This is a genomic window from Veillonella sp. CAG:933 (genome assembly GCF_000431435.1).
In the GTDB taxonomy this organism is placed as follows: Bacteria; Bacillota; Negativicutes; order Veillonellales; family Veillonellaceae; genus Veillonella_A.
Genome location: NZ_HF986214.1, coordinates 1 through 12,698 on the forward strand (window position 1 = coordinate 1; position 12,698 = coordinate 12,698).

Below are 12,698 nucleotides of genomic sequence, written 5' to 3' on the forward strand. Positions count from 1 at the left end.
GTGGAAGCCGTAACGACGAACACCGAGTTCAGTGTATGCTTCGTATGGCAAACCGTAAAGGAATGCTTCAGCAGGCATAGTCTGATGGAAAGCCGTATCAAATACAGCTACCTGAGGTACTTTTGGCATGATAGCTTCGCAAGCTTCGATACCTTGGATGTTTGGTGGGTTATGAAGCGGTGCAATTTTAGCACATTCTTCTAAAGCTTCCATAACGGCCGGTGTAATCAACACGGAGTCAGCAAACTTTTCAGCACCATGAACCACACGATGACCAACTGCATCAATTTCATCCATGGAAGAAATTACGCCGAATTCTGCATCAATCAAGATGTCGAGCAAAATTTTAAGCGCTTGTTTGTGGTCCAAAATTGGTTCTACGCGTTCCAACTTTTCAGCATCCGGACGTTTGTGAGTGAAGATAGCATCTTCCGCACCGATTTTTTCAAATTGTCCTTTAGCTAATACCGCTTCATTGTCCATGTCAATGAGTTGGTATTTTAAAGAAGAACTACCACAGTTTACTACTAAAACATTCATTACTTATCCCTCTTTCTTAGTAATTTGAATTTTTCCTACCACAAGGTCAGAAATCTGAGCTCCCATTGTGCTGTCAACAGGATACTGATAGGTTATATTCCACAATACACCTTTATCGGCAAATGTGTATTGAAAGAAACGAATTTGGATTTTGTTAGCTACCAGTGTAGCTGACGAGATAAAGGCTTGAACACCGTCTACCGTTTTCATCTCATCCGACCATGTCAAATTGTTGCCGAAGCTTTTTTCATAAAAAGCTTTAGATTCAGCACCATAAGCCGCTGCTGTCGGCAAAGGTTGACCCGCTTTCGGGGAGATGGCTTCAATGGAAACCAGGAAGTTTTTATCGGCCCCTAAATACGTCGTTACAGGATACCCCAACGCATTTTTGGTCGTATTAGGCTGAACACCTATATCGTAAGGCAAGGCAACGGTAATTTCCGAGTTGCCGCTCTTAATTACTTTATGACCGAAACTATAAGAATCCAATGCATTATCACTGCCACAGCCGCTAATCGCAAGCATCAGCAAAGCCATGCAAAAAACAGTGAACCATTTCTTCATAATATCCCTCGATTCAAAACGTCTGTACAAGTAAAGCGTACGTTTAAATTATACCATTCTTTGCAATTACTTGCACGCCTCTTTTTAGACATATTCACTATTATTTTTATTCATATGTATATTTACTGTAATTTTATTGTAAAAATTAAGTTTTTTCAAAAAAATTGCCTCTCTACAACTGAAAATACGCCCTCTCATTCTGTGCTATAATGAAATAAATAACACGTAAATTTTCAAAGGAGTAACATTATGAATTGTATCGGAATCATTGCCGAATATAACCCCTTTCACAAAGGGCACGAACATCAACTGAAAGAATTGGCAAAACGCTATCCCGATGCACTGCGTCTTGTTGTTATGAGCGGTTCCTTCGTGCAACGCGGCGAACCGGCTCTTTTTGATAAATTCACCAGGGCCCGTTGGGCTCTATTAAACGGCGCTCACGCTGTCATCGAACTTCCTACGGTGTACGCTACGGCCAACGCCGAACGGTTTGCCGCCGGCGGGGTCAGATTATTGCACCGATTAGGAGCTCGCGCCCTCGCTTTCGGCACCGAAACGGAAGATGCCTCTTTATTACAAAAAATCGCCCGCCTTAGCCTGAGCAGTACCGTACAAACGGCCTGCCGTGAAGCGCTGAAAAAGGGTGAATTTTACGGTACCGCTTTACGCCAAGCTATTATTACTGAATGTCCGGATGCGGCGGCTATCGTCAATCAACCAAACGCCTTGCTTGGTCTCGAATATACCAAAGCCATTCATCAATATGGCTTAGCGATGAATATCATCCCCATTTTGCGGGAAGGTGAACATCATAGTGACAAACTCGCAAGTAACTGGCCATCCGGCACAGCCTTGCGCCGCCAAATCAGAAATCTCGACGCGCTCACCGATTTTCCTTCAACGGATAACGTATCCCCCTATATTTCAGCTAATTTACAAGGCGAATATAAAGAGTCTGTCGAATCGGGCGCTTATTCTGATTTAGCCAGATACTATGACCTCGTGCTCTATGAAAGCCGAAAACAAGGGGCCGCTCAATTAGAGGCATTAGCCGATTTTAAAGAAGGTCTCCACCAAATTTGGACTTCGGTCAGTCAAAAAGCATCTTGGCCGGAAGCGCGTGAGCAATTAAAATCGAAGCGTTATTCCTATGCCCGCCTTGATCGCATGGCTTCTTATACGGTCCTTGGCATTACTAGGGAATTACAAAATGAAGCTCACACAGAAGGGCCGCAATATGCACGCCTCCTTGGTTTTACCGATGAAGCCAGACCTTGGCTGCAACGTAAAGAGTTTACGGTGCCCCTCATCCAGAAGTGGGCTCCTTTTATAAATACGGCCTCCGGCCTCACCGCTGAATTAGCTGCACTGGACCAACGAGCTACAGATATTCAAAAGCTGTGCCTAACCAATCCAATCAAACGACAAGGCGGCGAAGATTTCTACTTTACGCCTTGGTATATAAAAAAATAAGTGTTTCATAGTTCTATATTGCTGCTATGACGTTAAGAAATATACATACCAAAAGGACATTGCCAAAATAAGGCAATGTCCTTTTATTTGCCATCAACCGAAGCTTCCTGCTATTATCATATTTTCAATCTTACGAAATAGTAACGCTATCTTCCCCGTCCTGCTCTTTAACATTTACGCGCACGGTTTCCATATGAGATGTAGGAATATTTTTCCCCACATAATCGGCGCGAATCGGCAATTCGCGGTGTCCTCGGTCAACGAGTACGGCTAATTGAATAGCCCGCGGTCTGCCCACTTCCATTAAGGCATTAAGGGCGGAACGAATGGTTCGCCCCGTATAGAGAACATCATCTACCAAAATAACCAGTTTCCCCGTCGTATCTAACGTGAACGGCGGCCCTTCTTTGCCCTTGGTCGTTCTGTCATCACGGTACATAGCCACGTTGATAGTTGCCACATCAATATGCACGCCTTCGATAGCTTCAATCTGAGCTTGTAAACGCTCCGCTAAATAAATGCCGCGCCGTTCAATGCCTAAAATGAGTGCATGTTCCAGGCCTTTATTACGTTCTAAAATTTCATGGCTAATGCGGCGAATGGCCCGCATCATAGCCTGTTCATCCATTAGAATTCGTTTTTCCTGCATAGCTGACTCCTTATACATTATGAGTTTTAGCATAGTCTAAGCAAGCTAAAAAGTCCTCCGGTAACGGCGCTTCAAAATACATATCCTGTCCCGAAATAGGGTGTTTCAAGGCTAAACTGAAGGAATGTAAGGCTTGCCCTTCAATAGGAAAATCCATCTTACGATAGCCGTAGAACGGATCGTTGACCACCGGATGGCCGATATGAGCAAAATGAACACGAATCTGATGTGTCCGGCCTGTTTCCAGTACACATTGAACCAAGGTATGTTTGCCGAATCGTTCTACAACCGTGAAATGTGTAATCGCTTCCTTACTGTTTTCAAACACAACGGCCATTTTCATTCTGTCTTTCGGATGACGTCCGATAGGCGCCTTAATCGTGCCTCGTTCTTCCACAATATTGCCGTGTACCAATGCATAATAGGTACGCGTTGCCGAATGGGCTTTTACCTGTTCAGCCAAACCGATGTGAGCCAAATCATTCTTCGCTGCCATCATGACGCCCGATGTATCTTTATCGAGTCGATGAACGATGCCCGGACGAATTTCACCATTAATTCCCGATAAATCCTTACAATGGAATAATAAAGCATTTACCAGTGTGCCCGTATAATTACCTACCGCCGGATGCACTACCATACCACGCGGTTTATTGATGATAATAATATCGTGATCTTCATAGAGGATGTCGAGAGGAATATCTTCCGGTTTTACTTCAACCGCTTGCGGCTTCGGCACGGCCACAAAAATCTTTGAACCGGCCGTAAGCTTTAAATTACTTTTGGCCGCTTTTTGATTAACCGTGACAGCCCCGCTTTTAATCAATTGTTGTACATAACTGCGAGACCCTTCCATAATCGATGTTAAATATACATCTAGTCGTTCCCCTTCTTTATCGTCCGGAACGGTTAAGGTAATCGTCTTATCAATTCCTGCATTACCGTCCACTGCTTCCATCGTATCCAAAGATTCATCCATATATTGCAAAGATTCATCCATAGTATGTAAAGTATCTGATTTCATTACTTACCTCCTTCATGCGGTGTTCGCCAAACATGAATTGCCAATAGCACCACACCGACACAAATCCCGATATCGGCTACATTAAAAATGGGCCATATACGAAAATCAAAGAAGTCCACTACGGCGCCCAAGTGATATCGGTCCCAGCCATTGCCCAGAGCACCGCTAACCAATAAGGCGGTCCCCAGTTTTGTAAAAACATCGCCGTTTAAAATATATCGGCGAAAATACCATAACGCACCGAGTAAGACAACGACTATAGCCAAGAAAAAAAGTCGCTGATTCGCCAATATGCCAAAGGCTGCGCCTTTATTTAAAATATATGTCAAATGAAAGACATTAGGTATGACCGGTAGGGATTCCCCCAGCAAGAACGATGCCTGCACCCATTGCTTTGTCAATTGATCTAATACGAACCATGCAATACCAATTATAATATACACTCTATCCATCCTTTATCAGTTTATAGTCTAGCCAGTTTATTCTAAAATGCCTGTATTCCATATCATTAGGGCATTTCCTTTACTATGTATTATGACATAAAACGCTCGGTTTGGTCTACTCTATATAAAAAAGGGCAAGAAAAAAAGCCCTCTATCTAGAGGGCTTTGAGCATCCAAGATTATTCAGCTGGATGAATAGTGCCTACAGGGCATACGGATTCGCAAGAACCGCAGTCGATGCAAGTTTCATTGATTTCGTATTTGAGTTCGCCTTCGCTGATAGCGCCTACTGGGCATACAGAAGCACAAGAACCACATTTAATACATTCGTCACCGATCAATCTCATAGTTGGACACCTCCACATAATATACCGGATAATTTCTGAATTATCATTTCTTTAAGGAACTTACCTTAACTTTATATTCTCATTATGGCACGATTTTTCCTTCTTGTCAAACTTATGGAGAATGATTTCTTATTATTTTTACGCAAGTTAAATTGACTTATTTACATAGTAGGAATGCCACTTTACGGGTTATTGATAGACATTTTCAATATACATTTTTAAGTTTTTGTCCAACCATAGGCCCACAGTGCATTCTCATTTAAGATGTGAACCATGCTCAATTTCAAATGACTAGCATTATCAATTACTTTTTGCGTTTACTGTGATCTTTAGGGAATTTAATTTTAGGATTCGGCAACCCTAATTCTTGTGAAGCATCACGAATTTGTTCATTCAGCTCTTCCACAATGGTACGCAATCTTTGTTTACGTTTAAATCGACCATCTACTGTAATTTTACTATTATAAAAAACAGCCGCCCCTATGAGCATTAATGCTAAGCCACCTAAAAACATCGGTTCATAAATACTTGGATGTTCCACCAAATATACCATGACGGTACCGGCAGCAATTAAAATAAAACCAATGAGGGAGATAGCCAGCGGAGGCCGATCCTCCAATTGAATTAGCTTACGCCATTCCTCTAAACGGGCGGCTCGTTCATCAATCAGTTCCTTACGTCTTTTGGTTAATTCTTCATGATTCATCTTAGCGACTGCCCTCCTCTTCCGTATGTGCTGTATCAGTCGACTCTTCAGACGCGCCTGATAGTTTCTTAAAATATTCTTCTACCGACTCATCATGCATTACAGCATCACGTCTTGCATAAGAATATAACATGACATCGGCTTGCGGTGCACAGATTCTATTCGGCACAAAGCGATCGAATGCCTCAAAAAAAGCCGGATCGGCTTTTAACAATACACGACCATTTTTAATCTTCTTACCGTTAACAATGGAATATATTAACGCCCAAATAGGACGATTATCTACCGTTGAACATTTCCGATATTTATAACGCAAACGGAATTTGCTGATGAATTCGGTCTTATGAGCATACACCCCATCGATCATATTGTACGGAATTTCCATCTTTTTAGTGTAAAACAGGATTTTCTCGACAATAACCAATTTATCTCCAGTTAATAGATATGTATATTGTGCAACAGCGGACTTTAAAATGACAAATAAAGCCACCACTTCAACAAATAATTCATCTAAGATAATAATGCCCTTGGCAATACTTCTGGATATGGTCCAGCCCATAGCAATCAATAATAAAATACAGAAGAAGGCTATAACAAAAGCAGCCGTTATACTACGTTTTGATTCAGCCTTTCCAAAAATCTTCATAATCATAAACTCCCATAAAAATACCGTTCAATAAAATAAAAAATGTTGAAGCAGCACGTAAAGCGCACCGCCTCAACATTAATTATAAAGTATTTTTTAGTATTATCTCAACTAAAGTTACTTTCTGACCGGTAATTATTTACCAGGGAAGAAAGGCCATACCATTGGAATGATCAAGATACTTACGATGAAGCATACAACGATCAATGGAACACCGGCTTTAACATAGTCCATGAATTTGTATTGACCAGGGCCAAGTACCAATGTGTTTGGAGGCGTACCAACAGGTGTACCAAAAGCACAAGATGCAGCAACGCCGATAGCCATTAATACGGCATGAGGGTCAGCACCCATACCTTTTGCAATTGCGATGCCGATAGGAGCAAGCAATGCACAAGATGCGGTATTGGACATGAACTGAGTCATAACGCAAGATAATAAGAACAATACTGCTGTTGCGAAGTAAGGGCTAGGATCGGAACCCATAACGCCAAGTACTGAGTCAGCGATTAATTGACCGGCACCGGATTTATCCATAGCACCTGCTACAGGCATCATACCTGCGAACAAGAAGATGGTTACCCAGTCAATCGAAGTGTAAGCTTGTTTTTCTTCCAAGCAACCGGTAAGTACACAAGCTAAAGCGCCCATAACGGCTACCAAGCTCAATGGTAAGTTAATACCAATGGATTTCAATGGATCGCCTAAGATCATCAATACGATAACTGTTAAAAGAATTAAACCGGAGTATAATTGTTTCTTAGGATCGTTAGAAATATCTTCAGCAGCTACTTCTTGTTCAACATCACCAACATCGGTAATCTGATGTTTAGGTAAGAAGTGTTTACCGATGAACATCATGAAAGCGATAGTGGCAACAGTCAAAGGAATACCAATCCAAGCAAATTCAAAGAAACCGAATGGTTCAATACCGGCTTTGGATAAGGCACCGTTAACGATAATGTTTGGAGGTGTACCAACCATTGTGATAATACCACCGATACCGCCAGCGAATGCTAATGGCATTAACTGACGGCTGGCAGGAATTTTAGCAACCGCACAGATACCAACTACTACCGGTAATAAAGCAGCAGCTGTACCGGTGTTAGACAAGAATGCGGACATGACGGCTGTAACAGCCATGATTGCGAACATCAAGCCGTTTTCACTGGTACCGGCTTTGGATACTACGGTTTCCCCAATTTTCTGGGCTAAACCGGTGTAGAATAAAGCACCGCCTACAACGAACATACCGGCGAATAATACTACTGTACTATCGGATAAGCCGGAAAAAGCTTCTTTACTACTAATGATACCCATCAATGCTAAAGCAATGGCACCACCCAAGGAGGTAATAGCAAGTGGGATAATTTCAGTTACAAAGAAAACCGCCATAACAGCGAGTACGATCAACGTTTGTACTGCAGCATCCATGTAAAGTCATCTCCTTTTAATACATCAATATTCACTAAACGTATTAATAGGACCCTTATTTCAGGAAGTGAACTTCGATTATTCAATTATATCTTTTCAACTATCCGATTACATATAATCAGAATATCCTACCTCATACTAAGGACTATAAATGATACAGACCAAAGACAACCGCCCCGATGGCAACAGCCATGCCTGTTGTTATAAAAATGCCCTCCTTAGTATTGGGATAGCCAAAAAATAAGAGTTCACTAATAACACCCCGTCGATTAAAGAAGGAATACTTTTTACGACGTTGGAACCATTGAGCTTTACGCTCAGGTCCGATAATTAAGGCTACAACTAAAAAGACAATAAGTGCCCACGCGAAAGAAATTAAAATTTTCAATTCTATGGAGAACAAGTCTAAATCACCTCTACATTAAATTATAAATGCAATACGATTTATCGATACTAATCTGTAATATCCCCAAAGAATACTTCGAGCAGAACCTATTGTCAAAGTATCTCTTCACATTACTGTAAATCGACAAGTAAAAAGCTAACCTTGGGGGGGAGAATCCCCCCAAGCCAGCATTTCAATATTTAATTACTTAGCACCCAACATGGCAAGCATAGTACCGGCTGCAACTGCAGTACCGATAACGCCGGCTACGTTAGGACCCATAGCATGCATCAACAAGAAGTTGGCAGGGTTTGCTTTAGCACCTACTACCTGAGATACACGAGCTGCCATTGGAACCGCGGATACACCGGCGGAACCAATGAGTGGGTTTGTTTTACCGCCATCCAACATGTACATGATTTTACCGAACAATACGCCACCGGCTGTACCGAAGATGAACGCAACTAAACCTAAGATGATAATCTTAATGGTTTCAATTGTTAAGAAGTGTTCAGCATTCATAGTAAGACCGGTACCTGTTGCCAAGAAGATGGTAACGGTATTGATCAAAGCGTTTTGAGAAGTATCGGATAAACGTTCAGTTACACCGGATTCACGGAACAAGTTACCTAACATCAACATACCTAACAAGGAAGTGATGGATGGTAATAACAAGGAAATGAAGATAGTGGAAAGGATTGGGAATGCAATTCTTTCAAAACGAGAAACTTCACGAAGCTGTTCCATAACAACTTCACGTTCCTTCTGCGTTGTTAACAACTTCATTACCGGTGGTTGGATTAATGGTACTAAGGACATATAAGAATAGGCCGCTACGGCGATAGCACCGAGTAATTCTGGTGCCAATTTAGTAGCCAAGTAAATGGATGTAGGACCATCAGCACCACCAATAATACCAATTGCAGCTGCCTGTGGTGCAGTGAAACCAATCACCATAGCACCGGCTAACGCAACGAAAACACCGATTTGAGCTGCTGCCCCTAAGAACAATGTTTTAGGGTTAGCAATTAAAGGACCGAAGTCAGTCATCGCACCTACACCTAAGAAGATAAGTGGAGGGAAGATTTCATTAGCAACCCCGGCGCTGATAAGGGCCATAACCCCTTCTTCAAAACCATTGCGAGGAATGTTGGCGAGTATACAACCAAATGCGATTGGCGAGAGCAATAATGGTTCAAATTCTTTAGCAAATGCCATGTATAATAATAGTAAACCTACTAAAATCATAACAGCATTACCCCAGTTGAAGTTGACGAACCCACTGTCTGTCCAAACTGAAGAGACCGCTACGATAAATGCATCCATGTGTGATCTCCTTTCTCAGAGAACTTAATTACTGATATAATCAACAATTCACTACAAATATTTTATTAGCCTAAAACTACCATGTCTTCGCCGGTAGCTACAGTCTGGTTAGCGGATACGCGAACTTCAGATACAGTAGCGTCCTGTGGAGCGTAGATTTCGTTCTGCATTTTCATAGCTTCAAGAACTAATAAAAGGTCGCCTTTTTTAACTGCTTGGCCAGCTGAAACGGCAACAGATAAAATTTTACCAGGCATTGGAGCTTTAACTGTAGTTGCACCAGCTGCTACAGGAGCTGCTGCTTTAGGAGCTGGAGCTGCTGCAGGTGCTGGAGCCGGAGCTGCTTTAGGTGCAGGAGCTGCTGCTGGAGCTGGAGCTGCGCCGCCAGCTTTTACTTCATTAACTTCAACATCATATACAGTACCATTTACAGTTACGCTAAATTTTTTCATTTTGTTATCCTCCAAACATATAAACTTCAATGCTAATTGCTAATTCTTCATCACAATATTACAATTAACGACTCATGCGCAAACGTCCGTCCAATTTCCAATTATAAATATTTACACTTGGACGAATACTGGCAATCTGATTAACCGAGTAACCCATAGCACTAATAGCGCTGGCAATTACTGCAACTACTTCATCATTGACTTTGTTGCTACCGGTTTTAGATTCCGTCTTGCTCATGTTTACACCTCCTAGATTACGTTTGACTAGTATCTACCACTTAGTCTGCCATCTAGTGTCCAGTTACGGCTGGTTGTAGCCGGACGAATTGATGCAATTTGATCTGACGAGTAACCCATAGCCACGATGGCTCCCGTAATAGCGGCTACTACAGGTTCATCATTAGCTACCACTGGCGCTGCTGCAGTCACAGGAGCAGCTGCTGGCGCTACGCTTTTGGCCGGTTCACTAGGCTTTTTTTTTGTAGGGTCAAGTTTATGAGTAATGACCATGATTGCACCTAATACAGCCAACACGGCAAATACGACAGTCATATTGATTGCCATAAATAGCCACGGGTTCATAGCACTTTCGTTTCCTCCCATAATAAATTCCTCTTTCTATCTAACAATAAAGAATAAGAATTTTGATACTCCAAATCAAAACTAAGTTTTACATTCTAAAAATTACAATGGAATGTTACCATGTTTTTTAGCTGCGCGAGATTCGCTCTTACTTGCAAGCATAGCGAGTGCATTAATAATTGCAGGACGAGTAACCTTAGGTTCGATTACAGCGTCAACGAAACCGCGTTCAGCTGCTTTGTATGGTGTAGCAAATTCTTCAACATATTTGGCAGTTTTTTCATCTTTGTCTGCATCTTTACGGAAGATGATATTAGCTGCACCTGCAGGACCCATAACTGCGATTTCAGATGTAGGCCATGCATATACTTGATCGGCACCGAGGTCTTGAGAACACATAGCGAGATAAGAACCACCGTATGCTTTTCGAGTAATAACTGTAATCTTAGGTACTGTAGCTTCGGAATAAGCGTATAACATTTTCGCACCATGACGAATGATACCGCCCCATTCTTGGTTAGTACCAGGCAAGAAACCAGGAACGTCTACGAAGTTAACGATTGGAATATTGAATGCATCACAGAAGCGGATAAAGCGAGAAGATTTATCGGATGCATTAATATCGAGACAACCTGCCATTACTTTTGGCTGGTTAGCAATAATACCTACGCTTTGGCCGTTGAAACGAGCGAAGCATGTAATAATATTAGTTGCATAGAAAGGTTGAACTTCATAGTATTCACCATTATCTACAACAGCAGAGATTACGTCTAACATATTATAAGGCATATTGCTGTTGTCTGGCAATAATGTGTTAAGTTCTTCAGAAATACGGTTTGGATCATCGCCGGTATCAACGAGCGGTACATCTTCCATATTGTTGCTTGGTAAGAAGCTTAACAAGTAACGAATCTGTTGGATGCAATCATCTTCGTCTTCAGCAGCAAAGTGAGCAACACCGGATACACTGTTGTGTGCCATAGCACCACCAAGTGCTTCTGCCGTTACATCTTCAGCCGTTACCGATTTAATTACAGCCGGGCCGGTGATGAACATTTGGGAAGTGTTCTTAACCATGTAGATGAAGTCAGTCAATGCAGGAGAATAAACTGCACCGCCTGCGCATGGTCCCATGATTACGGAAATCTGAGGGATAACACCGGATGCGTTGGTATTTTCGAAGAAGATTTTACCATAGCCTGCCAATGCGTCAACAGCTTCCTGAATACGAGCTCCGCCGGAATCGTTAATACCGATAATAGGAGCGCCCATTTTCATGGCTAAACGTTGTACTTTAACGATTTTAGCAGCATGCATTTCACCTAAGGAGCCACCTTCTACTGTGAAGTCTTGAGCGAAAGCATACACTAAACGACCGTCGATAGTACCCCAACCGGTTACTACACCTTCACCAGGTAATTCTTTTTTGTCTTGACCGAAGTTTACACAACGATGTTTAACAAATTGATCCAATTCAACGAAGCTACCTTCGTCAAATAACTTAGCGATACGTTCGCGGGCAGTCATTTTGCCTTTGTTGTGCTGGGATTCAATACGTTTTTCCCCGCCGCCAAGTTTCACAACTTCTAACTTTTTGTGTAACAACTCAATCTTTTCTTGGACTGTTGCCATCACTACACCTCCATAGAGTTTTATATAAATAAATTATATATCTTATATTACTTCATTCTCTGGCAAAGTTCAAGAAGAACGCCACCAGTTGCTTTTGGATGAATGAAAGCAATAGCAGATCCGCCTGCACCGTAGCGAGGTTTTTCGTCGATCATGCGAACGCCTTTTTCCATTAAATCAGCGATTGCAGCTTCGATGTTGTCTACACGTAAAGCAACGTGTTGGATACCGTTACGGCCACCATTTTTTTCGATAAATTTGCCAATAGGGCCATCAGGAGTAGTGGATTCCAAGAATTCCAATTCAGCGTCGCCACATGGGAAGAAGCTTACTTTTACTTTTTGTTCTTCTACTACTTCATCTTCAGGAAGATGTTCAATACCTAATGTGTTTTTGTAGAATTCTTTAGTTGCTGCTAAATCACTAACACCAATACCGATGTGATCTACGTTTAATACTTTAAATGCCATGGTTAAAATCTCCTTTGCATTT

Annotated in this window: 16 protein-coding genes and 1 pseudogene; 1 reads left to right on the forward strand and 16 read right to left on the reverse strand. The window is 41.9% G+C overall.

Translation table 11 applies throughout. From position 1 onward, the window contains the following. Positions 1-540 (reverse strand): annotated as a pseudogene (locus tag QZL64_RS09120) (acetate kinase); the annotation flags it as partial. A gap of 3 nt (positions 541-543) precedes the next feature. Continuing rightward, on the reverse strand, positions 544-1,104 hold the full coding sequence (locus tag QZL64_RS09125) for a hypothetical protein (RefSeq protein WP_021841687.1): 561 nt from the start codon (positions 1,102-1,104) through the stop codon (positions 544-546). Between the two features lie 249 nt (positions 1,105-1,353). On the opposite strand from QZL64_RS09125, the gene QZL64_RS09130 reads away from it, so the two are divergent. Then, positions 1,354-2,580 carry a tRNA(Met) cytidine acetate ligase gene (locus QZL64_RS09130; RefSeq protein WP_021841688.1) on the forward strand — a complete coding sequence of 409 codons (1,227 nt, stop codon included), beginning with the start codon at positions 1,354-1,356 and terminating at the stop codon, positions 2,578-2,580. Between the two features lie 130 nt (positions 2,581-2,710). On the opposite strand, the gene pyrR is transcribed toward QZL64_RS09130, so the two are convergent. The 14 genes from pyrR to mce form a co-directional block, all read right to left on the reverse strand. Next, positions 2,711-3,229, reverse strand: a complete 519-nt coding sequence (gene pyrR, locus QZL64_RS09135) for a bifunctional pyr operon transcriptional regulator/uracil phosphoribosyltransferase PyrR (RefSeq protein ID WP_021841689.1) — start codon at positions 3,227-3,229, stop codon at positions 2,711-2,713. A 10-nt stretch (positions 3,230-3,239) separates the two neighbouring features. Beyond that, the gene (locus QZL64_RS09140) at positions 3,240-4,187 is read right to left on the reverse strand and encodes an RluA family pseudouridine synthase (protein WP_156704671.1); all 948 of its coding nucleotides are present in this window, start codon (positions 4,185-4,187) and stop codon (positions 3,240-3,242) included. Between the two features lie 65 nt (positions 4,188-4,252). After that, complete coding sequence (lspA, locus tag QZL64_RS09145; protein WP_021841691.1) at positions 4,253-4,696, reverse strand: signal peptidase II; 444 nt, start codon at positions 4,694-4,696, stop codon at positions 4,253-4,255. A gap of 179 nt (positions 4,697-4,875) precedes the next feature. Further along, complete coding sequence (locus QZL64_RS09150) at positions 4,876-5,043, reverse strand: DUF362 domain-containing protein (RefSeq protein WP_021841692.1); 168 nt, start codon at positions 5,041-5,043, stop codon at positions 4,876-4,878. Between the two features lie 304 nt (positions 5,044-5,347). Beyond that, positions 5,348-5,749, reverse strand: a complete 402-nt coding sequence (locus QZL64_RS09155; RefSeq protein WP_021841693.1) for a hypothetical protein — start codon at positions 5,747-5,749, stop codon at positions 5,348-5,350. 1 nt (position 5,750) lies between these two features. Next, positions 5,751-6,395: a hypothetical protein gene (locus QZL64_RS09160; RefSeq protein ID WP_021841694.1), complete on the reverse strand. Its 645-nt coding sequence runs from the start codon at positions 6,393-6,395 to the stop codon at positions 5,751-5,753. A gap of 135 nt (positions 6,396-6,530) precedes the next feature. Further along, on the reverse strand, positions 6,531-7,829 hold the full coding sequence (locus tag QZL64_RS09165; protein ID WP_021841695.1) for an SLC13 family permease: 1,299 nt from the start codon (positions 7,827-7,829) through the stop codon (positions 6,531-6,533). A gap of 145 nt (positions 7,830-7,974) precedes the next feature. Then, complete coding sequence (locus QZL64_RS09170) at positions 7,975-8,232, reverse strand: hypothetical protein (protein ID WP_021841696.1); 258 nt, start codon at positions 8,230-8,232, stop codon at positions 7,975-7,977. Positions 8,233-8,418: 186 nt separating this feature from the next. Further along, on the reverse strand, positions 8,419-9,540 hold the full coding sequence (gene mmdB / locus QZL64_RS09175; protein ID WP_021841697.1) for a methylmalonyl-CoA decarboxylase subunit beta: 1,122 nt from the start codon (positions 9,538-9,540) through the stop codon (positions 8,419-8,421). 65 nt (positions 9,541-9,605) lie between these two features. Then, entirely contained in the window at positions 9,606-9,992 is a 387-nt protein-coding gene (gene mmdC / locus QZL64_RS09180) for a methylmalonyl-CoA decarboxylase subunit gamma (RefSeq protein ID WP_021841698.1), read from the reverse strand. Between the two features lie 64 nt (positions 9,993-10,056). Continuing rightward, entirely contained in the window at positions 10,057-10,230 is a 174-nt protein-coding gene (gene mmdE, locus QZL64_RS09185; protein WP_021841699.1) for a methylmalonyl-CoA decarboxylase subunit epsilon, read from the reverse strand. A gap of 26 nt (positions 10,231-10,256) precedes the next feature. Then, positions 10,257-10,595: a methylmalonyl-CoA decarboxylase subunit delta gene (mmdD, locus tag QZL64_RS09190; protein WP_021841700.1), complete on the reverse strand. Its 339-nt coding sequence runs from the start codon at positions 10,593-10,595 to the stop codon at positions 10,257-10,259. Positions 10,596-10,676: 81 nt separating this feature from the next. Beyond that, a complete protein-coding gene (mmdA, locus tag QZL64_RS09195; RefSeq protein ID WP_021841701.1) occupies positions 10,677-12,206 on the reverse strand; it encodes a methylmalonyl-CoA decarboxylase subunit alpha in 1,530 nt (509 codons plus the stop codon). A 47-nt stretch (positions 12,207-12,253) separates the two neighbouring features. Then, complete coding sequence (gene mce / locus QZL64_RS09200) at positions 12,254-12,676, reverse strand: methylmalonyl-CoA epimerase (RefSeq protein WP_021841702.1); 423 nt, start codon at positions 12,674-12,676, stop codon at positions 12,254-12,256. Positions 12,677-12,698 lie beyond the last annotated feature (22 nt).